This window comes from Pseudoclavibacter sp. AY1H1 (genome assembly GCF_002931055.1).
GTDB lineage: Bacteria > Actinomycetota > Actinomycetes > Actinomycetales > Microbacteriaceae > Pseudoclavibacter.
Genome location: NZ_PSXX01000008.1, coordinates 116,666 through 140,074, shown reverse-complemented (window position 1 = coordinate 140,074; position 23,409 = coordinate 116,666). Strand labels below are relative to the sequence as shown.

Below are 23,409 nucleotides of genomic sequence, written 5' to 3'. Positions count from 1 at the left end.
CCCGCCCGCAGATCCCACAGACCTGAGCCTCCCGCACCCACCCGGCGGCAAGCAGGTGCGCAACCCCAACGTCTGCGCTGAGAAGACGAAGCACGCCGACAGGGCAAAGCACGCCCATAGACCTCACAGACCTGGGACCCGCGCACCCGCCCGACGGCAAGCGGATGCGCAAGCCCGATGTCTGCGCCTTAGACGCGACCTGCGCCCTGCGACGGGAGCACCTCGAAGGTCGCGGGCTCCGCGAACCCGGCCGCGGCGAAGGCCTCGTGGATGCTGCGCGAGACCTCGGCGAGATCGCCGCGTTCCACAAGCGCGATCGCCGCTCCCCCGAAGCCGCCGCCCGTCATGCGCGAGCCGATGGCTCCCGCAGCGACGGCCGTCGATACAGCGAGGTCGAGCTCGGGCACGGAGATCTCGAAATCGTCGCGCATCGATGCGTGCGACTCGGCGAGCAGCGGGCCGAGGCTGCGCGGGCCGCTGTCGCCGAGCGCAGCGACGACAGCGAGCACCCTCGCGTTCTCGGTGACGATGTGCCGCACCCGACGGAAGGTCTCGTCGTCCAGCACCCGCTCTGCGCGCTCGAGGTCGCCGACCGTCACGTCGCGCAGCGAGGCGACGCCGAGCCCCGCCGCACCCTTCTCGCACGACGCGCGCCGCTCCGTGTAGCCGCCGCTCGCGTGGGAGTGCTCGACACGGGTGTCGATGACCAGCAGCGCGAGGCCCTGCGCCTCGAACGCCAGCGGCACGATCCTCGACTCGAGCGAACGGCAGTCGAGCAGCACGCCGGAGTCGCGCTGGCCGAGGAGCACCGCCGACTGGTCCATGATGCCCGTCGGCGCACCGACGGCCTCGTTCTCCGCGAGGCGTCCCACTCGAGCGAGCGTCCGCCGGTCGAGCCCGAGGCCCCACAGCTCATCGATCGCGACCGCCACAGCCCCCTCGAGGGCAGCGGATGAGGACAGGCCAGCCCCAAGGGGCACATCCGACTCGATGTGCAGGTCGAGGCCGCGCACCTCGCTGAGGTCGGCGCCCAGCTCGCCAGCAGCCCAGATGACCCCGAGCGCGTACGCGGACCAGCCGCCGAGCGCATCCGGTGCCAGCTCGTCGATGCCGATCTCCTCGACGCCCTCGCGCAGGCCGCTCGAGACGCGGACGAGTCGGTCGTCGCGCAGCCTCGCTGCGACCACCGTGTGCCGGTCGATCGCGAACGGGAAGACGAAACCCTCGTTGTAGTCGGTGTGCTCCCCGATGAGGTTAACGCGACCGGGTGACGACCAGAGGCCGTCGGGCGCCCCACCGTGGATGCGCGCGAACGCCTCGGCGGCTGTCGTCGCGAGCTCCGGCCGGGTCACGCTGCGTCCACCTTCGCGAGCGCCGCGCGCAGGAGGCCTGCCGTGGCTTCGGGTGGGACGTCGCCGATGAAAGCGCCCATCGCCGACTCCGAGCCGGCGAGGAACTTGAGCTTGTCCTCCGCGCGCCGCGGTGAGGTGATCTGCAGCATGAGCCGAATGTCGTCCCGGTGCGAGTTGACGGGCGCCTGATGCCAGGCGGCGATGTAGGGGGTCGGGGTGTCGTAGATCGCGTCGATGGCGCGGAGTACACGGCGGTACTCGCGGGCGATCTCATCGCGCTCCTCCGCCGTCGTCTCGGCGAGGTCGGCGACGTGACGATGCGGAAGCATGTGCACCTCCAGCGGCCAGCGCGCCGCGAACGGCACGAAGAACGTGACGTGCTCACCGCGCAGCAGGACCCGCTCGGAGGCCTGCTCGAAGTCGAGGATGTCCTGGAACAGCGTCGGCCCGTACGTCTCGATCGAGCGGATGAGGGCGCTCGTGCGCGGCGTGATGTACGGGTACGAGTAGATCTGGCCGTGCGGGTGGTGCAGCGTCACCCCGATGTCCTTGCCGCGGTTCTCGAAGGGGAACACCTGCTGCACGCCGGGCAGCTGCGAGAGCGCCGTCGTGCGGTCAGCCCACGCCTCGACGACCGTGCGGGCGCGGGAGAGGGAGAGTGATGCGAAGGATCCCTCCGACTCCGGGCTGAAGCAGACGACCTCGCAGCGACCGATGGATGGCTTCGTGCGGCCGAGGCCCACGGAGGCGAGCTCCTCGAGCTGCACGTCGGCGTCGGTATCGTCTCCGCCCAGCGTGGGGCCGAACGAGGGCGACTTGTTCTCGAACACGGCGACGTCGTAGTTGCTCGGCACCTCGGTGAGGTTGGCGGGCGTGGATGGCGCGAGGGGGTCGAGGTGCTTGGGGGGCAGCATGACGCGGTTCTGCCTGGCCGCGGCGATCGAGATCCACTCGCCGGTGAGCGGGTCCTGACGCATCTCGGCGACCGGTGGGCGATCGGCGGGCACCCGGCTGTCGAGGGCGCGCTCGGGGTCGAGCGTCGTGTCGGCGTCGTCGAAGTAGATGAGCTCGCGACCGTCGGAGAGCAGCGTCGGACGCTTGACGATGTTGTTGGTGAGGGAATGCACGCTCCGATTACGCCACTTTCGTTTTCGAAAGTCAAGTGCCTTTCGCTTGCGAAGGCGTAAGCTGGATCCCGTGGTGAACATCGAGACGACCCCAGAGGGCCCCGCGCACGCGCGCAGAGCCGACCTCGTCGAACTCGTGAAGCGTACCGGCTTCGCAAGGGTCGCCGACCTGAGCCGAGAACTCGGCGTCTCCGAGGTGACCGTGCGCTCGGACCTCACCGCTCTCGAGCGCGACGGAGTGCTGGGCCGCGTGCACGGCGGCGCGATCTACGGGCACGGGCCGACCGGCCTCGAGACCTCGTTCGAGACGGCGCAGCAGAGCGCCGCCGACGAGAAGCGCCGCATCGGCATCGCCGCGGCCGCACTCGTGACCAGCGGCTCGAGCGTGCTCCTCGACGTCGGCACCACCACGACGGCCGTGGCGGAGGCGCTCCTCGCCCGGGAAGACCTCGACGACGTCGTCATCATCACGAACGGCCTCTCCATCGCGCTCGCCCTCGAGTCGGCCATCCCCCGCTTCACGGTCGTCGTGACCGGAGGCACCCTCCGCCCACTGCAGCACTCGCTCGTCGCGCCGTACGCATCCGCCATGTTGGAGCGCATCCACACCGACCTCGCGATCATCGGCTGCACTGGCGTGCAGGTCGCGGCCGGCGTCACCAACGTGAACCTGCCGGAGTCGGAGCTCAAACGGGCCATGCTCCACGCCGCGGACCGCTCGGTCGTCGTCGCCGACGCCAGCAAGCTCGGCCGCGCCCACGTCGGCGTCATCGGCGGGCTCGCCGAGTTCGCGAGCATCATCACCGGCACCGAGGCCGCCGCCGCCGACGTCGCGGCGCTTCGAGCGGCCGGCAGCGACGTGCAGCAGGTCTAGCAGCCGCGCTCAGCCGGCCGGGCGCGCCTCGGCACCTCCGCGAGTGTCCAACATCAGTGCGATTTCGGCGGTGTCCGACGCTCAAACGCCAGAACGCAGCGAAATCGCACTCATGTTGGTCAGCAGAGCTACTGCCCGGCGGGCACCGCGAGCGCAGGGGCCGGATGCACGTCGACGGCGACGACGCTGCCCGGCTCGAGCGCACCCGTGTCGCGGCTCCGCATGTGCGCCCGCAGGAGCGTGCCGTCCGCGAGCCGCGCCTGGACGACGACGTGGGCCCCGAGGAATCCGGTCGAGACGACCCGCGCGAGCGCCTCACCGGCTGGCAGAGCGCCGTCAGCATCGACGCTCGTGGATGCGCTCGGACCGCCCGCGGATGCCTCGGCGGTCGCGGCACCCGAGGCCCCCGACTCGTCCGCCGCGAGCCGGGAATCGGCCACCGCGAAGGACACATGCTCCGGCCGGAGCAGCACGTCGACGGCACCCTCGGCGCTGCCCGCGAGCAGCGGCACCCGCTGCCCGAGCACCGTCGCGACTCCGCCCTCCGCGCTGGCCCGCACGCGCGAGTGGTGGCCGATGAAGTCGGCGACGAACGCGTTCTCGGGCGTCGAGTAGATGGCCTCCGGCTCGCCGAGCTGCTCGATGATGCCGCCGCGCATGACGGCGACCCGGTCGGCGACGGCGAGCGCCTCCTCCTGGTCGTGCGTGACGAAGACGGTCGTGATGCCCACCTCGAGCTGGATGCGGCGGATCTCGTCGCGGAGCTGCACGCGCACCTTCGCATCCAGCGCGGAGAGGGGCTCGTCGAGGAGCAGCACCTTCGGCTGCACGGCGAGCGCGCGTGCGAGCGCGACTCGCTGCTGCTGACCCCCGGAGAGCTCGTTGGGGTACCGCTCGCCGAAGCCGCCGAGCCCGACGAGCTCGAGGTACTCGGGCACACGCGTGTTGCGCTCCTTCGCGGAGATTCCGCGGCGGAGGCTGAGGGGGAACGCGACGTTCTGCGCCACGGTCAGGTGCGGGAACAGCGAGTACGACTGGAACACCATGGCCATGTCGCGCTTCGAGGCCGGCACGTTCGCGACGTCGCGGCCGCCGACGAGGATCTCGCCCTCGTCGATGTCCTCGAGTCCCGCGAGCGCGCGCAGAGCGGTGGTCTTCCCGCATCCGCTGGGCCCGAGGAGGGCGACCATCTCGCCGGGCTTGATGCTCAGCTCGAGTCCGCGCAGTGCCACGGTCTGACCGAAGCGTCGCGTGACGCCGCGCAGCTCGACGCCGACGGCCGCCTGGGAGTGCGTGGTGGAGGTGGATGCGTCGGTGCCGCCACGGGAGGCGACTTCAGGGAGGGTGCTGGTCATGGGCGTGCCTTTCGGGTCGTGCGCTCCCTGCGCCCCGCGAGCAGGTCGAGGGCGATGAGCAGGATCGTGGTGACGCCGAGCGCGAGGAGCGACATGACGGCGGCGATCTGCCCGTCGGAGAGGTTGATCTGGAAGAGGGCGGTCTGCAGGTTGTCGCGGGCGAGGAAGCGGGCGACGGTGAACTCGCCGAGCACGACCGCGATGGTGACGAAGCTCGCCGAGATGAGCGCGGTGCGGATGTTCGGCAGGATCACGCGCACGATGATGACGGGCCAGGACGCCCCGAACGAGCGGGCGGCCTCGGTGAGGGTCTTCAGGTCGATCGACCGGAGGCCGGCGTCGATCGAGCGGTAGGCGAACGGCAGCACCAGCACGACGTAGGCGAACGCGAGCCACACGGTGTTCGACCCGAGGGGCGTGGAGGCGAGGAAGCGGTAGATCGGTGCGAGTCCGACGACGAGCACGACGGCGGGGATGGTGAGCGGCAGCAGGCAGATGAACTCGACCGCCCGGTCCATGGCGGGCACCTTGAGCCGCACCCACACCATGGTGGGCACGAGCAGCACGAGCATGATGGCGACGGTGAGGACGCACATGATGAGCGAGTTCGTGAGCCCGGACCAGAGCACGTCGAGGGTCGAGTACTCGCCCGTGTTGCCCGCGAAGACGCGCTTCCAGGCGTCGAAGCTGACCTCCCCCGTGAGCGGGAAGCGGATGGAGAACTCGAAGAGGCTCACGAGCGGCACGAGCAGCGCGACGGTCGTGAGGGTGAGCACCGCGATGCGGAAGGCCTGCTGGCGGCGGCGGGCCCGCTCGACGAGGCCGCGGCGACGCGGACGCGCAGGGGCGGATGGTGCGAGCTGCGTCATCGGGACAACCACCTTGCGCTGCGCTTCTGCAGGAGCGCGTAGAGCGACATGACGATGGCGACGACCACGATCATCCCGAGCGCGAGGGCCTGCGCGTAGGACTCGAGCCCCGCGGTGTTCTCGTTGCGCAGCGCCGCCTCGATCTCCATGGGCACGATGATCGTCTGCTGCGAGATGAGGGCGGCCGCCGTCGCGAAGGCGGAGAAGGAGTTCGCGAACAGCAGGAGCACGGAGCCGAGGAAGCTCGGCGCGAGCAGCGGACCGGCGACGCGGAACCAGTAGACGAGCGAGCTGCCGCCGAGCATGACGGTCGCGTCGCGCCATTCCCGGCGGATGCCGTCCGCTGCCGGCAGGAACACGATGACCATGAGCGGCACCTGGAAGTAGAGGTAGACGGCGACGAGGCCTGGGACGCTCGACAGGAAGCCGGAGTCGACCTGGAAGCCGGCCGCTCCCTGCAGGAAGCGCGTGAGCATCCCGTTCGTGCCGATCGTCGCGACGAACGCGAACGCGAGCATGACGCCGCCGAACTGCGCGAGGACCGAGTTGAACGCCGTGAAGACGCGGCGACCGAGGCTGTTCGGCGGGCTCGTGGAGAGGGCGTACGCGACGACGGCGCCGATGACGGCGCCCAGCACTGCGGTGACGACCGACAGCCACGTCGATGTCCAGAAGATCGTGATGGAGGCGGGAGAGAGGAGCCGCTCGAATCCGCTCGTCGTGAAGACGCCCTGTCTGGTGAAGAACGCGCCGATGGCGACGAGCACCGTCGGCAGCAGCAGGAAGACGCCCGTGTAGAGGAGGAAGGGGGCGACACCGAAGAGCGACGTCCGCGACGCCGCCTTGGATGCGCCCGACGGGCGGCGCCCGAGCGCGTCAGGCGTGGCTGCGAGTGCAGCGCCTGACGGCTCGGTCGCCGCCGCGAGGGGTGCGGTTGCGGTCATCAGGAGATCGTCGAGTCCCAGTTCTCGGCGAGGAACGCGTTCGCGGTCTCGGCCTCTTCCGAGGTGGGCGTCACGGGCGTGCCCTCGACCTCGGGGAGGCTCTCGAGCGCGGTCTGGTCGACCGTGCCCTCGGCTTCCATCCAGTCGAAGAGGACCGGCATGGCACCGCCGGCGAGCCAGATGTTCTGCACCTCCGGCGAGTACAGGTACTCCATCCAGAGGCGAGCGGCGGCGGGGTTCGGGGCGTCGACGTTGATGGCCTGGTTGTAGTACGCGGCGATCTCGCCGCCCTTCGGCACGAAGGTCGCCCACTCGACGCCCTTCGCCTCGAGGCGCTCGACGGTCGAGAGCTGGTTGTAGCTCCAGTCGAAGACGACACCGTGCTCGCCGGCGTCGACGGTGCCGGCTGTGACGTCCTTCAGGTTGAGGGTGCCAGCCTCCTTGAGCTTCGCGAAGTAGTCGAGGCCCGGCTGCAGGTCGGCGAAGTCTCCGCCGACCGCGTTGTTCGCCGAGAGGAAGCCGTTGAACGCCGCGCCGGCCTCTGCGGGCTTGCCGTTGAGGGCGACGGAGTTCGCGAACTTCGCGTCGGTGAGCTGGTCGATCGAGGTGATCTCGCCGTACTTGGTGGCGTTGTAGCCGACCGACATGATGCCCGTGTAGTCGTTCACCCAGAGGCCGGTGGCCTCCTTGTTGGCGTCGGGGATGTGCTCCCAGTTCTCGACCTGGTACGGCGCGAAGTAGTCGGTGGATGCGAGGGCGACGTTCGCTCCGAGGTCGAAGACGTCCGGCGCCTGGTCGGTTCCCTTGTTGGCGTCGGCCGCCGCGATCTCCTCCTGCGAGGAGGCGTCGGGCAGGATCGAGTTGACGGTGATGCCGTACTTCTCGGTGAAGCCGGCCTTGATCTCGCCGTAGTTCGCCCAGTCGTCGGGCAGCGCGATGACGTTGATGGTGCCTTCGGCCTTCGCGGCTTCGACGAGCGCATCCATGCTGCCGAAGTCGTCGAGGCTCGTCGCGGTCGCCGCAGCGGCGGTGTCGCCGGTCTCACCCGTCGCGGGGCTCTGCGAGCACGCGGTCAGGGCAAGTCCCGCGAGGGCGAGGGTCGCCACAATTGAAAGTCGCTTGTTCATGCGAAGTCGATGTCCTTCTCGGAATCCTGGTGGGGCCGGAAGCCGAGAGGCCCGCCGGCGCAACCCTGCCGACTGGCTGGGCGGACACAGGCCACCACGCCAGCGTGAACACCAGCGGTCACCGGATGAACGCCGACGGACGCGCATCTGAACAGCCCATTCGCGCGCATCCGCCGCCCATCGCGCGTCCGCCCGCGAACGCCGTAGACTCGTCCGGTGCGGACACGCCCCGACTTCTCCGCATCGCGCCGCCAGAAGGAGCCTCGCCAGTGAGCAGCCAGACCACAACCCCGTCTTCCGAAGCAGTTGGCCCGGACACCGTCGACAACGCGAAGGCGACTCCCGAGAAGGAGCAGCCGTACGGCGCCCTCGGGCTGAAGCCGGACGAGTACGACAAGATCCGCGAGATCCTCGGCCGCCGCCCCACCTCGGGCGAGCTGGCCATGTACTCGGTCATGTGGTCGGAGCACTGCTCCTACAAGTCCTCGAAGAACTACCTGCGCCAGTTCGGCCAGAAGGTCTCCGACGAGATGAAGAAGAACCTCATGGTCGGCATGGGCGAGAACGCCGGCGTCATCGACGCTGGCGAGGGCTGGGCGGTGACCTTCAAGGTCGAGTCGCACAACCACCCCTCCTACATCGAGCCGTTCCAGGGCGCCGCGACCGGCGTCGGCGGCATCGTCCGCGACATCATCTCCATGGGTGCCCGCCCCGTCGCGGTCATGGATGCGCTCCGCTTCGGCGCGATCGACGAGGCCGACACGGCACGGGTCGTGCACGGCGTCACGAGCGGCATCTCCTTCTACGGCAACTGCCTCGGCCTGCCGAACATCGGCGGCGAGACCTGGTTCGACAGCGTGTACCAGGCGAACCCGCTCGTCAACGCGCTCGCGGTCGGAGTGCTCCGCCACGAGGACCTCCACCTCGCGAACGCCCGCGGCGCCGGCAACAAGGTCGTGCTCTTCGGCGCGCGCACGGGCGGCGACGGCATCGGCGGCGCATCCATCCTCGCGTCCGACTCGTTCGACGAGAAGGGCCCCACGAAGCGCCCGGCCGTCCAGGTCGGCGACCCCTTCGCCGAGAAGGTGCTCATCGAGTGCTGCCTCGAGCTGTTCCGCGAGAAGGTCGTCGAGGGCATCCAGGACCTCGGAGCCGCAGGCATCTCCTGCGCGACGAGCGAGCTCGCGGCGGCCGGCGACGGCGGCATGTACATCGAGCTCGACAAGGTGCTGCTGCGCGACCCGAACCTGACGGCCGAGGAGATCCTCATGTCGGAGAGCCAGGAGCGCATGATGGCGGTCGTCGCTCCCGACAAGCTCGACGCGTTCATGGCCATCGTCGACAAGTGGGACGTCGAGACGAGCGTGCTCGGCGAGGTCACCGACACGGGCCGCCTCGTCATCAACTGGCGCGGCGTGGAGATCGTGAACGTCGACCCGCGCACCGTCGCGATCGACGGCCCCGTCTACGATCGCCCCGTCGCCTACCCGAGCTGGATCGACGCGCTCCAGGCCGACTCCGCATCCGCGCTCCCCCGCCCCCAGTCGGGTGAGGAGCTCCGCGAGCAGGTGCTCGCCCTCATCTCGTCGGCGAACCTCGCCAACCCCGAGTGGATCACGCAGCAGTACGACAGCTACGTGCTCGGCAACACCGCCTTCGGCACCCCGGAGGACGCCGGCATGGTGCGCATCGACGAGGAGTCGGGGCTCGGCTTCGCCATCAGCCTCGACGCCAACGGCCGCTACGCGCAGCTCGACCCCTCTGCCGGGGCCAAGCTGGCGCTCGCCGAGGCGTACCGCAACGTCGCCGCCACGGGCGCACGCCCCGCCGCCGTCTCCGACTGCCTCAACTTCGGCAGCCCTGAGAACCCAGAGGTCATGTGGCAGTTCGCGCAGGCCGTCGAGGGACTCGCGGATGGCTGCCTCGAACTCGGCATCCCGGTCACGGGCGGCAACGTGTCGTTCTACAACCAGACGGGCGACGTGCCCATCCACCCGACCCCCGTCGTCGCAGTGCTCGGCCTCATCGATGACGTCGCACGCCGCGTTCCGTCGGGCTGGCAGGAGGAGGGCGACAACCTCTACCTCCTCGGCACGACCCTCGAGGAGCTCTCCGGCTCCAGCTGGGCCGACGTCGTGCACGGACACCTCGGTGGCCTCCCCCCGCAGGTCGACCTCGAGCGTGAGAAGGCGCTCGCCGACCTCGTCATCGGCGCGGGCCAGCAGGGCCTCCTCACCTCGGCGCACGACCTCTCCGAGGGTGGCCTCGCGGCAGCGATCGTCGAGGCGTCGACACGCTTCGGCGTCGGCGCGCGCATCGTGCTCGACGGCCTCATGCGCAAGGAAGGCGTGGATGCCGCTACCGCGCTCTTCAGCGAGTCGGCCGGGCGCATCCTCGTCTCCGTCCCGCACGACGACGACGTGCGCTTCCAGGCCATGTGCGAGGCGCGTGACTTCCCCGTCACCCGCGTCGGCGTGAGCGACGGCACGGGTGCCGACGCGAAGCTCGAAGTCCAGGGCCTCTTCGAGTTCACGCTCGCCGAGCTCTCCGAGGCGCGCGGCGCGACGCTGCCGAAGCGCTTCGGCGACGTCGTCGGACCGAACTCCGCGCCGATCTCCGCAGCCATCACGGCGGCGGCCTCGTCGGCGGCCGTCTCGTCGGCGCCAGCCTCGTCGGCGAACTAAGCGCCGCACCTCTTGAGTCTCGGGATGGGTTCCACGCTTCGGGATGGGTTGCTTCCCATCTCGAAGCGGGGAACCCATCCCGAAACTGCTGGTGCGAGCGCCGGCGAGGTCTTCGCTGCGATCGCGGCGTCAGCGACCGCGGCCGGCTTCACTCTCGATGATGGCCAGCGGATGGTCGCCCGGCGTCTCGCAGGGCTCGGCGCGCAGATCGTCGAGCACGAAGCTCTCGCCGTTGAGAACGCCGCTCCGAGCCCAGCCGCCGACGCCGCCCCCGACATCGTCGAGGTGCGCGCCCCCGACATCGCCGGGGAGAGCGACTCCGAGGTCGCCGACGCTGATCGCCCCGACGCATCCGCCGCGTCCGCCGCCGCAGATTCGACGGTCCCGCGCGGCCTCTACCTGTGGGGGCCTGCCGGCCGCGGCAAGTCCTGGCTGCTCGACGCCTTCTACGGCGCGGTTCCCGTGGACCGGAAGCTGCGCGTCCACTTCCACTCGTTCTTCAACGAGCTGCACTCGCGCATCTTCGCGAACCGCGGCTCCGAGACCGTCTTCGCAAACGCCGTCCGCGAACTCATCGGCGACGCGAAGCTGCTGCTCTTCGACGAGTTCCACGTGCACGACCCGGGCCACGCGACGCTGCTCACAGCCTTGCTGCGGTATGCCCTCGACCACGGCATCACGGTCGTCGCGACCTCGAACTACCGGCCGCAGGGCCTCCTCCCGAGCCCCGTCTACCACCACATCTTCGAGCCTGGCATCGAGCTCATCGAGCGCGAGCTCGACGTCGTGGAGCTCCCCGGCGAAGTCGACTACCGCCGTTCTCGCGCAGACGCCGTCGAGCGCCGGGGCTTCGCGACCGGTTCGTGGGTGCACGTGCCGAGCTTCCCGTCGACGCAGGTCGACGGCGCAGACGGCGCAGACGAGCAGTCCAGTGCTGCTGCGGGCCGTGCACCCGACGCCACGCGCCCGGCTCCCGCCGAGGCGACGAGCCTCGAGCTCGGCGGCCGAACGTTCGAGGTGACGGCGGTGCGCGGCCGCGAGCTGTGGGCGACGTTCGCGGAGCTCTTCATCGTGCAGACCTCGTCGCTCGAGTTCCTGCAGTGGGCGCGCGACTTCGACACGTGGCACATCCTCGACGTTCCCCTCCTCGCCTCCGTCGGCCGCGACCCGCAGCAGCGCTTCGTGAACGCCGTCGACGTGCTCGTCGACTACGACATCGAGGCGCACTTCCACGCCGACGCGTCGTTCGACGAGTTCGTCGCCGCTGCCGCCGGCCGCGCCGACGCGTTCCGCATGGTCAGCCGCCTGCACCTCCTGCAGCGCTGACCAGCTTCCGTGACGAACGAGGCCGCAAGCTCCGTTCAGGTTGCGGATGCGGGCATCCGTCACGGAAGTTGGACAGCGGCAGGGAGACGCCGCAGTGCCGAGAGCGCCGACAGCACGCTCATGTTGGTCAGGAGAGCGCCACCGGCGAGCGGCCGGCGTCAGCCCTGCGGCTTGCGCTGCCAGACACCGAAGCGGTTGCCGAGCGGGTCGCGCAGATGCGCGAACTTGATCCTGCCGTTGTCGACGAGCGGGATGACGGTCTCCGCCCCGTTCGCGGCCGCCTGCTCGAGCTTCGCCTCGATGTCGTCGACCTCCACGTAGAACACCGCCCAGCTGCCGCCGCCGACCGTGTTGGAATCCCAGAGCCCGCCTCCGTTGCCTGCGCCGTCGACCATCCCGTAGCCGCCGGGCTCGAGCGAGCCGAACGTCCACCCGAAGGTGTCCCCGTAGAAGGCCTTCGCGGCCTCCGGGTCGGTGGTGCCAATCTCGAAGTAGTTCACGTTGTCCCACATGGTCGCTGTCCTCTCATTCGGATGCGCCGCAGCGATTCTGGCTGCGCCGCCGGCCTGTTCAGCCGTTGGATCCGATCGTGAGGTCTCACACAGTGTGAGAGTCAAGCCGCGATGGGGACGTTGACCTCGGTGACCCAGTTGTCCGGGTTCGGCTCGCGGCCTGGGCCGTGCACGTAGACGTTGAAGATCGGGCCGACGCGGGTGCGACCCTGCTGGGCGACCCAGCTCCCCGCCGTCGCCGTGGCCTCGTTGATGGTCTCGAAGCCGCCGCGGTGGGTGACCGTCGCGACGCGCTGCTCGGGGAGTTCCACGACCTCGTACCCCTCCGGCACGGATGTACCGCGGTACTCGCGCCAGATCGCCATCTCGACGTCAGCGTCTCGATACTCGTCGTCGAAGTAGGTGGCACCACCGACCTCGCCGAAGGCAGCGGGGTCTCGCGAGGTCAGCTCGGCCACCGGCCCACGGAAGTCGACCCAGAGCGGGCCCTCTGAGGGATAGTCGGCGACCGTGCGGCGCAGGTACAGCACGCGCAGCGCCGGGAAGGTGCGCTCGGTGACGTCCAGACGGGTCGAGCGCGCCGCGAGCCCATCGAGGAGCGTCGCGGCGAGCGCCTGCTGATCGGCGACCCGCTGCGCCTCGGCCTTGAGCTCGTCGAGGTGCAGCTGCAGGCGCGGTCGGAGCACGTCAGGGGCCGCGAAGAGCGGCAGGAGCTCTGCGATGGCGGGGATTCCGCACCCGGCGTCGCGCAGCATCCGCACGCGCCCCGCATCCCGGAGCTGGGCTGCGGCGTAGCGTCGGTACCCGCTGAACTCGTCGACCTCGGCGGGCGCGAGCACGCCCCGTTCGGCGTAATGCCGCAGCATGCGCACGCTCAGACCCGAGTATCGCGAGAACTCGCCGATGCTCATCAGGCTTCCGGGATGCTCACCGTTCATGCGCCAAGTCTGGCACCGGGTCGCGTGTGCCGGCGATCACTGACCAACACCAGTGCGATTTCCGGCCTTCGACCCGCTTCCGGCACCGGATGCAGGGATTCTGCACTGATGTTGGACACGGCCCGCGGCGACGGCAGCTGCGACGGCAGCTGCAGCTGCGGCCCCAGCGGCAGACGCAGCGCCAGTGGCAACCGACCCGCTACTTCCTGGCTGCCTGCTGCGCTCGCGCGGCCTCGCGCCTGCGGTCACGCTCGGCATCTGCCGCAGCCGCAGCCTCGGGCGTGGGGGCGGTGCCACCGAGCACGCGGGGCTGCCACCACTTGCCCGCGCCGTCTTCCGGGTAGTTCGACTGCAGCTCGCTGAGGAGCGCCTCCATGACCGTCTTGAGCTTGGCCGTGGTGTCGGCGGGGTCGTCGTCCGGTGCGACATGGATGGGGGCGCCGAAAGAGAAGTGCACGGGGATGTTGAGGCGCTCTCGCAGCGTGATCTTGCGGTTCTTGGTGAGGAGGCGGTGCCCGCCCCAGACGGCGACGGGGATGATGGGCACGCCGGCCTGCGCGGCGAGGCGTGCGGCTCCGGTCTTGAAGTCGCGAATCGTGAACGACGCGCTGACGCCGGCCTCGGGGAAGACGCCGACGAGCTCGCCGTCACGCAGGGCGGTCGCGGCGGCGGCGAACGCGTCCGCACCGGCCTTCATGTTCACCGGGATGTGCCGCATGCTGCGCATGAGTCGGCCGACGACGGGCTTCTCGAACACGCTCTGCTTGGCCATGAAGCGGATGCGCCGCCGGTTGTGCATCCAGGTCGCGCACTCGACGAGGGCGAACTCGAGGTAGCCGAAGTGGGTCATCGCGATGACGGCGCCGCCGGTGTCGGGAAGGTGCTGCGCGCCGCGGACCGTCTGGCGAACGCGGAGCGCGCCGAAGACAGTGCGGCCGACCCCGATCGCAAATGAGTAGACGGGTTCGCGAGTCATGTGGCTCCCTGGTCCAAGTGTGAGGTGCCACCTTATTCGGGGCACCTGGGACGACTCCGGGGCGCACGCGGACGTCGGCGGGGCACGCGCATCCGTGCTCTTGCCAGGTGCTCTCCACAGATGCGATACTTGCCACACTGCACGTTCGTACATTCTTTAGTGCAACTTTGTGCATTTATCCGCTAGGAGCAACTGACAATGGCTGTCCCCATCCCTGTACGGAGCCCGTTTCTGATCGTCAACCCGAAGGCGTACCTGACGGGCAGCGAGCTCATGAAGCTGGCACACCTCACCGACGAGCTCGCTGGAGCGTTCGACATCGACGTCGTGTTCACCGCGCAGCACATCGACCTCCGGTCGGTCGTCGCCGAGACGACGAACCTCTGCGTCACCGCCCAGCACGTCGACCCGATCGTGCCTGGCCGCGGCATGGGGCACATCCTCGCCGAGGGCCTCGCCGAAGCCGGGGTCAAGGCCGTCGTGCTCAACCACGCCGAGCACCCCCTCACCTTGGCCGACCTCGACGCGACGATGCGCCGTTGCGAAGAGGTCGGTCTTGCAACCATCGTCTGCGCCGACTCGGACCTGCAGTGCCGCGCGGTTGCCGACCTCGACCCCTCCGGCATGATCTGCGAGCCGACCGCCAACATCGGCACGGGGCAGATGGACGCGGGCGACTACATCGAGCGCACGACCCAGATCGTGAAGAACGTCGACCCGGCGATCCTCGTCGTGCAGGCAGCCGGCGTGAGCCGCGGCGCCGACATCACGCGCGTCCTGCAGCAGGGCGCCGACTGCTCAGGCGGCACGAGCGGCATCATCAAGCACCCCGACTGGCGCGAGATCCTCACCGAGATGTTCCAGGCGCTCGCCGACCACCGCGACGCGCAGGCGAGCGCCGCCCCCGCCAACTGACCCGCTCCCCCACAGGGCCACCAGAGAGAAGACCAACACATGCTCATCGGACTCGACGAAGCGCTCCGCTACGCACAGAAGAACAACATCGCCATCGCGGCGGTCAACACCCCCTACTTCGAGGGGCTGCTCGGCACGATCTCCGCTGCCGAGAAGGCCGGCGTTCCCGTCATCCTGCAGCACGCGCAGGTGCACGAGAGCACCCTGTCGATCGACGACATCGGGCCGGCGATGCTCGCCCTCGCGACGCGCAGCGAAGCGCCGTTCGTGCTGCACGTCGACCACGGCGAGGACATCGAGTACATCGCTCGCGGCCTCGACATCGGCTTCAACTCCGTCATGATCGACGGCTCGACGCTGCCGTACGAGGAGAACGTCGCCCGCACGACCGAGGTCGTGAAGCTCGCGAAGGAACGCGGCGTGGGGGTCGAAGGCGAGCTCGGCGTCATGACGGGCAACGAGAACGGCGACCCGAGCCAGGGCATCGCCGACGAAACCCTGTACACGGAGCCAGCGCAGGCGAAGGAGTTCGTCGAGCGCACCGGCGTGACCGCGCTCGCTGCCTCCTTCGGCACGGTGCACGGCATGTACCACCAGGAGCCGAAGCTCAACTACGAGCTCATCGAGCAGCTGCGGGATGCGACGGGCGTGCCCATCGTCATGCACGGCGGCTCCGGGCTCAGCCTCGACGAGTACCACCGTTCCATCACGCGCGGCGTCCGCAAGATCAACTACTACACGTACGCGGCGAAGGCGGCACTGGATGCGGCGCTCCGGGCCGCGGAGCAGCCCAACACCATCCTGTTCCCGAAGGTCGCGAAGGCGGTCTCCGCGCAGGTCGAGGCCGACGTGGCCGACTTCATTCAGGCCCTGCGCCCGGGCGCCTGAGCCGAGCCAGCCACACCAACCGACATCTGCGCGCGCGCCGAAGCACGCGCATCCACGACCACGAAGGAACACCGATGACCGTCTACCAGACCACCCTCCAGCTGCAGTCACACGGCGGCACGCCCAGCTACATCGACGTCACGGCGGAGGTGAAGGAGGCGATCGCGACGAGCGGCATCACGGCGGGCACGGTCACCGTCATCTCTCCTCACACGACCTGCGCCGTGTTCTTCGAGGAGTTCGTGCACGACCGCCTCGAGGACGGCACCGAGTTCCTGCAGGCCGACCTCGACGACGTGCTGAACCGCGTCGCCCCGAACCAGACGGCCGTGCCGCCCGAGGGCGAGTACCGCTACCCGGGCCCGGAGCACTACGCCGACGTCGAGTCGTGGCCGGACGCCGAGGTGTACCTGCCCGGCGGCGACAAGACGGCGCTGCTGAACGCGGAGGCGCACATCAAGTCGACGATCATCGGCTCGAGCGAGGTGTTCGCGGTCATCGACGGCAAGCTCGGCGTCGGCGTCACCGGGTACATCTACTTCGTCGACTTCGACCGCACGCGCGCCCGTTCGCGCAAGTGCCAGGTCGTCGTCATGGGCGAGTAGGCGCGCGCTCCCCCTCCGAGCATCCGCCTCCGCTGACGCCGCCAACGACGTCGGCGCACCGACGCCGCCGTTCGATCGCACCCTGACTCCCCGTCAGCGGCACGATCGACCGGCGGCGTTCTGCGTCTCTGAGCCGTGGCGACGGTTTGGACGTGGCCGCGGTTTGGGACGTGGCTGCGGATGCGGAGGCATCGTCGCGTGTCGATCCAAGAGTCCCCTGCCCTGGCAGCTGCGCTCCGCACAGCCCGCGCCTCCCGGCGAACCCTTGAGCGCGGCAAGAGTCAGCCAGAGGCATGGAGATCCGCCGCGGAACCTGACTCTTCGGGCCCGGGCAGCGCCCTACACGAGCTCCACGAGAGCGCGCGCGAGGTCCTCGTCGAGGATCACGCCGTCGAGCGCCCCCGTGCGGAGCGCACCGGCGACCCCAGGGGCCTTCTCGGCGCCAGCGGCGAAGCCCACCACTTCCGGGATCTTCGCCAGCTGGCCGAGGGTGATGCCGATGACCCGCTCGGAGACCGGTGCGCCAAGGGCGCGCCCCTGGGCGTCGAAGAAGCGACCGCAGATATCGCCGACGGGCTGCTGCGCGTCCAGCTCGGCGCGTTCGGCATCGCTGAGCCGCATCGCGGAGACGATGTGCCTCGACGCGTGGAGCCCATACGAACCGATGCCCACGAACGCGAGCTGCACATCCGTCGCCCGCTTGATGGCCATGGAGATCGACGATTCCCCGGTAAGCGCAGCCCAGGTCTGGGGCGACTCGACGACGGCGGGCGACTCGAACCGGAACGCCATCGCCCCCGACTTCTGCGAGAGACGCTCCAGGGCCGTGTTCCCGGCCGGCCCCGAGTCGAACGGCATGCCGCCGACGAGCGGGCACAGCGTCAGCGCGCGCCCCGTGGACTCGACGTGGATCTGCTCGACGAACGCGTCGATCGACTTGCCCCAGCTCAGGCCGACCGAACCGACCGAGGGCACACGCTCCGCGAAGTAGTCGGCGGCCGCTCCGGCCACGATGTCGAGGGGGTTCCTGCCCGGCAGCGCCGAGACGACGACGGCGGCACCGACACCGAACGCATCCGTGATCTGCCGTTCGAGCTCGTCGACACGACCGACGACGTGAGGGTCGTGGATGCGGATCTCGACGATCCCCTGCTCGCGTGCCGCCGACAGGATGCGTGAGACGCTCGCCCGCGAGACGCCGAGTGCTGTCGCGACGTCGCTCTGGGAGAGGCCGTCGAGGTAGTAGAGGCGCGCTGCTCGGACGAGGGTCTCGGCGTTGCGGGGTGCTGGCATCCCGAGCCTTCCTTCCTGTGGGTGGTGCAGAGCGACGCGCAGGCTGTGCTGGGCAGGAGGCGCAGCGCTGCTCACTCCTGCGTGGCCCTGCGGTGCGGGACGTCTTTCCCAGATGGCGACGGCTCCCTCACCGCGCTCACGCGCCGTTCGGGAGCCGCCCCGACGCCGCACGCTGGGCGCGGCATCGGTGATCCGGTTCACATGATCCTATCGACCGACGATCAGGCGCCCGGTCCAGCCGGGCGCCCGACGGGTGTCGGACGGGGGTCAGGCGCCGATGACGCCAGCCGCGACCAGCGAGTCCTGCAGGCGGCGCATCGCGATGAGCGGACGCGTCTCGTCGAGCTCGACGTCGTCGTAGGAGACGATCTCGCCCGCCTTGATGTCGCGCTTCAGGATGCCGCCGGAGATGAGCCCGATCGGGATCGAGTTGTCGGCGCGTGCCTCGTCGGCGTCCACGGCCCAGCCGTGCACGTGGTGCCCGCCCATGCCCTCGAGCTTCGTGCCGGCGGCGAGGTCGAACTTCGCCTTCGAGGCGACCTCGGTGCGCCACGTGGTGGTCTGGAAGTCGGCGCGACGCTCGAGCACGGCCTCGCTGATCGAGAGGATCGCCTCGACCGAGGCGAGGTGGTACGGGCGGTAGAGGGCGTAGTACGGCCCCTTGCCGAGCTTCAGGTAGTCGAGCTCGTGCGTGACGACATCGTCTTCCGACTTCACGACGACGAACACGCCTGGCGCGACATCGCCCTCGACCGTGTACTCGACGGCCGGGGTCGAGGTGAGGACTCCGCCGTCCTCGACGGGGATGAGCGTGGTCGCGAGCGTCGCGATGTCGGCGGCCGGGCCGTGCATGCCCGGCTTGTTGACGGGGAAGCCGGTCGCGTTCGAGAGGGAGGCCATCTCGATCTGCGTCTTCGTTCCGTCGGTGAACTCGCACAGGATGCGCGGGTTCATGTTCTTGGCCTTCGCCTCCTCCATGACGTCCTCCGGCACGTCCGTCGGGCGGTTCGGGTTGTTCTTGCCCTTGCCGGCCGCGACGACGGTGAGGCCGAGGTCGGTGGCGTGCTCGACGAGCTTGAGCGCCTCGACGGGCTCGTCACCGCGGCAGATCGTGTAGATCTGCTGTCCTGCGTTGGCGATGCTGGCCAGGAAGAGCCCCACCGTCACGTCGGCCTCGACGGTCATGAGAGCGACGTCCTTCTTTCCGAGGAGCGACGCGTAGGCGACCTGCGCTGCGATCTCGGTGACACCCGAGACCTCCAGCACGACGTCGACGGGCAGCTTCGGGATGAGGAGGCCGTCGTTGATGACCACCGGGCGGCGAGCCTCGATGTGCTCGGCGACCACGGCGAGGTCGGTCTCGACCTGGACGTCGCTGCGGCCGGCGCGAGTGTACGCATCCACGCCGCGCTCGACGGCGATGTCGGCGACGACGGCGACCTCCATGCCCTTGGCTCGCTCGATCTGGGCGATGAGGCCTGAGCCCATCTGACCTGCCCCCACGACGCCGACGCGGATGGGTCGGCCGAGTTCTGCTTCACGCTGGATGAGGCGCTGGGTGTAGTTCATGTGCGTTCCTTGCTGAGTTCGTGGGGTGGGGTGCTGATCAGGGGCTAGTTGCTGACGCGGGAGAGGCCGGCGAACTGCTTCGGGGCCGCGCCCTTGACAGCGTTGGGCTGCGCGCGCTTCGTCTTGCCCTTGACCGGCGGCAGCGTGACCTGGGCGCGCACCGTGTGCGGCAGCATGCTGATCGCCTGGCGGACGGCGGTTCCGAGGTGCTTGTGGCGGGCCTCCGCGCGGTCGTAGACGGTCGTGAGCGGGCCCTCGAGGTCGGGTGCGGGCTTCAGGCGTCCGAAGACGCTGAACCCGAGGAGCGCGCGCGCCTCGACGACCTCGAGCGTGGTCGGGTCGACGAGCAGCACGGCGATCGCGCCGCGGAAGGCGCCCTTGCCTCGACCGCTGACGAGGTTGAGGTTCTTGCCGGCGTTCGCCTTCGCGATCTCGTTGACCTGGCTCATGTAGGCGCGCATCTGCACGACCGTCATGAACATGCTCAGGACGAGCGCGAGGACCAGAACGGCGGGGAATCTCCAGTCCATGATCTACACCTCGTTCCGGCGCACGCTGATGAGTGCGCCCTCGGCGGGAGTCGTGAGGGTGCCGGATGCCTGGATGGCGCCCGGGAGGAGCGCGGTGTCCTCCGCGTTCAGGTAGAGCACCACGTGACCCAGTTCCTGCAGGTTCGGGTTGGCGAGATCCCCGACCGCGGTGACCGTGACGGCCTCGTCGCCGATCACGAACTCGTCGCCGGCCTGCACGGGGACGAACTCACCCGAGTGGCCCTTGTGCACGAGGCTGACCTCGGCGAGCGCATCCGGAACGGGTTCGCCGAAGAGGATGTAGACGCCGCCCTCGAACATGTCGTTCGCGTCGGGTCCGATGCGTGCGATTTCTGACTGCCAGATGGTCGTGGACACGTGGTGGTCCTTTCTTGAGGCGAGAGGTTGAAGCGAAGTTCAGGGGTGGATGCGCGGGCGGGCCGGTGCGGCCCGCCCGGCGTCCACTAGATGAGGAGGAAGGAGGCGAAGTAGGCGAGCACAACCGCGAGGGGCGACGTGATCTGCCTGGAGAACAGCACGGCTGGGACACCGACCGCGACCGTCTCCGGCTCAGCCTCACCGAGGGAGAGACCGACGGGGATGAAGTCACAGCCGACCTGGCCGTTCACCGCGAAGAGCGTCGGCAGTGCGTACTGCACCGGCAGCGCGCCTGCCGCGATCTGCGTTCCCATGAGCACGCCGACGACCTGGGCGATCGCGGCACCTGGGCCGAGGATCGGCGACAGGAAGGGGAGACCCGTGATGACGCCGAGCAGGATCAGGCCGATCGGGTTCGAGGCCAGCGGCGACACCGCGTTGGCGATGAAGTCCGAAGCGCCCGTGTACGTGACGACTCCGATGAGGAGCGAGACGTACGCCATGAACGGCAGGATCGTGTTGAGGGTCAGCTTGATCGCCTGGCGGCCCGAGGAGAGCAGCGTGTTGATGAAGTAGCCGATGGCGTTTCCGAACTTCACGACGAAGCCCGTGAATCCGCTTCCCTGCGCTGCGACCCTGGCGCGTGCATCCGCCTTGGCCTTCGCGGCGACCTCTTCCGGGCTCAGGCTGGGCGCCTCGGCTGCGGCCGGGGCACCAGCTGCTGCCGTTGCCGCCGCGTCGAGCGCGACCACGTCACGAGGGGCGACGTCGGAGACGAAGATGTCCTCGGTGATGAACTGGGCGAGCGGGCCGCCCGGTTCGCCGGGGTACACATCCACCGTCGGGATGCGCTTCTTCGGGTACACGCCGATGCGCGCCGTGCCACCGCAGTTGATGACCGCGCAGAGCACGTTCGCGTCCGGCACGTTGTTCTTGAAGCCGTCGACGGCCTCAGCGCCCGTGAGCTCTGCGATCTTCTGGGCGACCGGGTGGATGCCACCACCCGTGACCGACAGGACGATGTTCTTCTCGGCGTTGGGGACGAGCGTCAGCCCGTCGCCCCAGCCGCCGCGACCGCGGTTGACCTTGACGCCCTTGTAGTCCGCGGTGCTCGCGCCGCCGTCGGCCGAGTTGGCGTTCGTGTTCTCAGCGTCTGTGCTCACAGGACACCACCTTCGCTCTTGGAGCCCTGGAGGTGGCCCTCTGCATACATCTCGTCGAAACGAGCGAACGTCGCCTCGTGTCCGCCGCGCTTGATGAGGATCTTCGTGATCCACTGCGTCGTTATGCCGCGGATGAAGATGACGACGATGCCGACCATGAAGTACAGGGCCGCGAGGGTCGCGTACTTGTCCGGCGCGATGGAGAGGACACCGGCGGAGATGCCCGTCCAGACGAAGAGCTCACCCGCGTTGGCGTGAGGCAGGAACGCCGTGACCGGGTGCACGAACGACACTGCGGAGTCGTAGAAGGCCGGCTTGTAGCGCTCTGGGAGGAAGCGGCCGAATGTGTAGGCCATGGGGTTCGTCAGCATGATGACCGCGATGATCGGCATGACCGTGTAGCGCGTGATCGCGTACTTGCCCGCCCAGCGGACGGCGCGCGTGACGCGCTCCTCGCCGATCCACGTGGTGACGGCGTACATTGCCGTGAGCAGCACGAGAAGCAGGGGGAGGATGCCCGTGATGAGGCCCATGAGGCTCTCGGCGGAGGCGTTGAAGAGGCCGATGAAGTTCTCGGCGATCCAGGTGATTACTTCCATGCCGGCTGCCCTCCCGACGTGGTCGTCGAGCTGTGCTCGACTGTGCTGGCCGCGGGGGCGGCGAGCGGCGACGTAAACCGCATGTTCTGACTCCTTTGTCGGGGTGTGCACGAAGTTGCAAATAGATATGATCGTTTGTGCACCTGCCGAAAGTGTAGGCATGCGGGACCCCGTGCGCAAGTGCGGGTTTTCACCCATCCGAAACGGCTTCGGTTCGACTGACAGGTTCTGTCAGAACCTGTCACCGCTCAGCCGCCAGACGTAGCGTTTTCAGCATGAGCACCGCGAACCTCACCCTGAACAACGGCGTCGAACTGCCCAGCATCGGCTTCGGCGTCTACCAGTCCGCCCCCGAGGAGACCGCAGCCGCCGTCGCCGAAGCCCTGCGCGTCGGCTACCGCCACATCGACACCGCCGCCGCCTACGGCAACGAGCGGGAAGTCGGCCAGGCGATCGCCGCATCCGGAGTGCCCCGCGACGAGATCTTCGTCGAGACCAAGGTCTGGATCAGCGACTACGGCTTCGACGAGACCCTCCACGCCTTCGACAAGTCGGCCCGCAAGCTCGGCCTCGAGCAGCTGGACCTGCTCATCCTCCACCAGCCGCTCCCCACAGACTGGGAGAAGACGATCGGCGCCTACCGTGCCCTCGAACGGCTCTCCGCCGACGGCAAGGTGCGCGCCATCGGCGTGAGCAACTTCATGCCAGACCACCTCGACCGGCTGCTCGACGCGACCGACATCGTTCCGGCCCTCAACCAGGTCGAGCTGCACCCCTACTTCCAGCAGAAGGACGTGCAGGAAGCGGATGCGCGCCACGGCATCCTCGACCAGGCCTGGTCACCCATCGGCGGAATCACGTTCTACCGGGAAGGTGACGGCGGAAGCACGCTGGAAGACGCGACGATCCGAGCCATCGCGGACGCCCACGGCAAGAGCCCTGCGCAGGTCATGCTGCGCTGGCACGTGCAGGAGGGCCGCTCGGTGATCCCCAAGTCGGTCAAGCCGCACCGCATCGCCGAGAACTTCGACATCTTCGGCTTCGAGCTCACGCCCGACGAGGTCGCCCAGATCGACGCCCTCGACAAGGGCGTGCGCCGCGGGCCCGAGCCCGAGTCGCTGACGCTGGAGGCCTACGGCATGCCCATCCCCGAGGCCTGATCCGCGCGGCCGCCCGCGGCCTGACCGGTGCGGCCTGATCCGCGCGGCCGCCCGCGGCCTGACCGGTGCGGCCTGATCCGCGCGGCCGCGCGCCTCTCAGCGCTGACCCCACCTCGCGGCGGTTCTCCCCCTCGCGGGTGTCCAACTTCCGGGACGAGAACGCCCGCGCAGGCCCGAACCGCGCGCCTGAGCCGATCTACTCCGGGAAGTTGGCCAGCCACCCCG

General features: G+C 69.2%; 22 protein-coding genes. 7 read left to right on the top strand and 15 right to left on the bottom strand.

What is annotated here, in order from left to right; genetic code table 11:
• Positions 1-188 precede the first annotated feature (188 nt).
• A complete protein-coding gene (gene galK, locus C5E05_RS13320) occupies positions 189-1,352 on the bottom strand; it encodes a galactokinase (RefSeq protein WP_104342177.1) in 1,164 nt (387 codons plus the stop codon).
• A complete protein-coding gene (galT, locus tag C5E05_RS13315) occupies positions 1,349-2,479 on the bottom strand; it encodes a galactose-1-phosphate uridylyltransferase (protein ID WP_258064865.1) in 1,131 nt (376 codons plus the stop codon). Before galT ends, galK begins: the two co-directional genes overlap by 4 nt.
• Positions 2,480-2,549: 70 nt before the next feature.
• On the opposite strand from galT, the gene C5E05_RS13310 reads away from it, so the two are divergent.
• The gene (locus tag C5E05_RS13310; RefSeq protein WP_258064864.1) at positions 2,550-3,353 is read left to right on the top strand and encodes a DeoR/GlpR family DNA-binding transcription regulator; all 804 of its coding nucleotides are present in this window, start codon (positions 2,550-2,552) and stop codon (positions 3,351-3,353) included.
• Between the two features lie 128 nt (positions 3,354-3,481).
• Here the strand turns inward: C5E05_RS13310 and C5E05_RS13305 are convergent, their stop codons facing one another.
• The 4 genes from C5E05_RS13305 to C5E05_RS13290 are packed head-to-tail and all read right to left on the bottom strand — an operon-like array spanning position 3,482 to position 7,648.
• Positions 3,482-4,708, bottom strand: a complete 1,227-nt coding sequence (locus C5E05_RS13305) for an ABC transporter ATP-binding protein (protein WP_104342176.1) — start codon at positions 4,706-4,708, stop codon at positions 3,482-3,484.
• A complete protein-coding gene (locus tag C5E05_RS13300; protein WP_104342175.1) occupies positions 4,705-5,577 on the bottom strand; it encodes an ABC transporter permease in 873 nt (290 codons plus the stop codon). The genes C5E05_RS13305 and C5E05_RS13300 overlap by 4 nt, the downstream gene beginning before the upstream one ends.
• Positions 5,574-6,521 carry an ABC transporter permease subunit gene (locus C5E05_RS13295; RefSeq protein WP_104342174.1) on the bottom strand — a complete coding sequence of 316 codons (948 nt, stop codon included), beginning with the start codon at positions 6,519-6,521 and terminating at the stop codon, positions 5,574-5,576. The genes C5E05_RS13300 and C5E05_RS13295 overlap by 4 nt, the downstream gene beginning before the upstream one ends.
• The gene (locus C5E05_RS13290) at positions 6,521-7,648 is read right to left on the bottom strand and encodes an ABC transporter substrate-binding protein (protein WP_104342173.1); all 1,128 of its coding nucleotides are present in this window, start codon (positions 7,646-7,648) and stop codon (positions 6,521-6,523) included. Before C5E05_RS13290 ends, C5E05_RS13295 begins: the two co-directional genes overlap by 1 nt.
• A 269-nt stretch (positions 7,649-7,917) precedes the next feature.
• On the opposite strand from C5E05_RS13290, the gene purL reads away from it, so the two are divergent.
• Positions 7,918-10,332 carry a phosphoribosylformylglycinamidine synthase subunit PurL gene (purL, locus tag C5E05_RS13285; protein ID WP_258063003.1) on the top strand — a complete coding sequence of 805 codons (2,415 nt, stop codon included), beginning with the start codon at positions 7,918-7,920 and terminating at the stop codon, positions 10,330-10,332.
• 24 nt (positions 10,333-10,356) lie between these two features.
• Positions 10,357-11,658: a cell division protein ZapE gene (zapE, locus tag C5E05_RS13280; protein ID WP_104342171.1), complete on the top strand. Its 1,302-nt coding sequence runs from the start codon at positions 10,357-10,359 to the stop codon at positions 11,656-11,658.
• A 158-nt stretch (positions 11,659-11,816) separates the two neighbouring features.
• Here zapE and C5E05_RS13275 read toward each other — a convergent pair whose 3' ends face one another.
• From C5E05_RS13275 to C5E05_RS13265, 3 genes are all read right to left on the bottom strand, one after another.
• On the bottom strand, positions 11,817-12,170 hold the full coding sequence (locus C5E05_RS13275; RefSeq protein WP_104342170.1) for a VOC family protein: 354 nt from the start codon (positions 12,168-12,170) through the stop codon (positions 11,817-11,819).
• Between the two features lie 101 nt (positions 12,171-12,271).
• On the bottom strand, positions 12,272-13,108 hold the full coding sequence (locus tag C5E05_RS13270) for a GyrI-like domain-containing protein (protein ID WP_104342169.1): 837 nt from the start codon (positions 13,106-13,108) through the stop codon (positions 12,272-12,274).
• 199 nt (positions 13,109-13,307) lie between these two features.
• Entirely contained in the window at positions 13,308-14,084 is a 777-nt protein-coding gene (locus tag C5E05_RS13265; RefSeq protein WP_104342168.1) for a 1-acyl-sn-glycerol-3-phosphate acyltransferase, read from the bottom strand.
• A 198-nt stretch (positions 14,085-14,282) separates the two neighbouring features.
• Between C5E05_RS13265 and C5E05_RS13260 the strand changes: the two genes are divergently transcribed.
• From C5E05_RS13260 to C5E05_RS13250, 3 genes are all read left to right on the top strand, one after another.
• Positions 14,283-14,999 (top strand): triose-phosphate isomerase, encoded by a 717-nt coding sequence (locus C5E05_RS13260; RefSeq protein WP_104240126.1) that lies wholly within the window; start codon positions 14,283-14,285, stop codon positions 14,997-14,999.
• 39 nt (positions 15,000-15,038) lie between these two features.
• Positions 15,039-15,887 (top strand): class II fructose-bisphosphate aldolase, encoded by an 849-nt coding sequence (locus C5E05_RS13255; RefSeq protein ID WP_104342167.1) that lies wholly within the window; start codon positions 15,039-15,041, stop codon positions 15,885-15,887.
• 74 nt (positions 15,888-15,961) lie between these two features.
• Positions 15,962-16,492: a YjbQ family protein gene (locus C5E05_RS13250; RefSeq protein WP_104342166.1), complete on the top strand. Its 531-nt coding sequence runs from the start codon at positions 15,962-15,964 to the stop codon at positions 16,490-16,492.
• Positions 16,493-16,831: 339 nt separating this feature from the next.
• Here the strand turns inward: C5E05_RS13250 and C5E05_RS13245 are convergent, their stop codons facing one another.
• The 6 genes from C5E05_RS13245 to C5E05_RS13220 all read right to left on the bottom strand — a co-directional run bounded on the left by C5E05_RS13245 (position 16,832) and on the right by C5E05_RS13220 (position 22,024).
• The gene (locus tag C5E05_RS13245) at positions 16,832-17,785 is read right to left on the bottom strand and encodes a sugar-binding transcriptional regulator (protein ID WP_104240123.1); all 954 of its coding nucleotides are present in this window, start codon (positions 17,783-17,785) and stop codon (positions 16,832-16,834) included.
• A gap of 267 nt (positions 17,786-18,052) precedes the next feature.
• The gene (locus C5E05_RS13240) at positions 18,053-19,354 is read right to left on the bottom strand and encodes an NAD(P)H-dependent oxidoreductase (protein ID WP_104240122.1); all 1,302 of its coding nucleotides are present in this window, start codon (positions 19,352-19,354) and stop codon (positions 18,053-18,055) included.
• 44 nt (positions 19,355-19,398) lie between these two features.
• Positions 19,399-19,884, bottom strand: coding sequence for a transcriptional regulator GutM (locus C5E05_RS13235; protein ID WP_104240121.1), 486 nt, complete (start codon positions 19,882-19,884; stop codon positions 19,399-19,401).
• A 3-nt stretch (positions 19,885-19,887) separates the two neighbouring features.
• Complete coding sequence (locus C5E05_RS13230; RefSeq protein ID WP_104240120.1) at positions 19,888-20,262, bottom strand: PTS glucitol/sorbitol transporter subunit IIA; 375 nt, start codon at positions 20,260-20,262, stop codon at positions 19,888-19,890.
• Positions 20,263-20,348: 86 nt separating this feature from the next.
• On the bottom strand, positions 20,349-21,425 hold the full coding sequence (locus tag C5E05_RS13225; protein ID WP_104240119.1) for a PTS glucitol/sorbitol transporter subunit IIB: 1,077 nt from the start codon (positions 21,423-21,425) through the stop codon (positions 20,349-20,351).
• Positions 21,422-22,024: a PTS glucitol/sorbitol transporter subunit IIC gene (locus C5E05_RS13220; protein WP_104240118.1), complete on the bottom strand. Its 603-nt coding sequence runs from the start codon at positions 22,022-22,024 to the stop codon at positions 21,422-21,424. Before C5E05_RS13220 ends, C5E05_RS13225 begins: the two co-directional genes overlap by 4 nt.
• A gap of 275 nt (positions 22,025-22,299) precedes the next feature.
• Between C5E05_RS13220 and C5E05_RS13215 the strand changes: the two genes are divergently transcribed.
• The gene (locus tag C5E05_RS13215; RefSeq protein WP_104342165.1) at positions 22,300-23,184 is read left to right on the top strand and encodes an aldo/keto reductase; all 885 of its coding nucleotides are present in this window, start codon (positions 22,300-22,302) and stop codon (positions 23,182-23,184) included.
• Positions 23,185-23,409 lie beyond the last annotated feature (225 nt).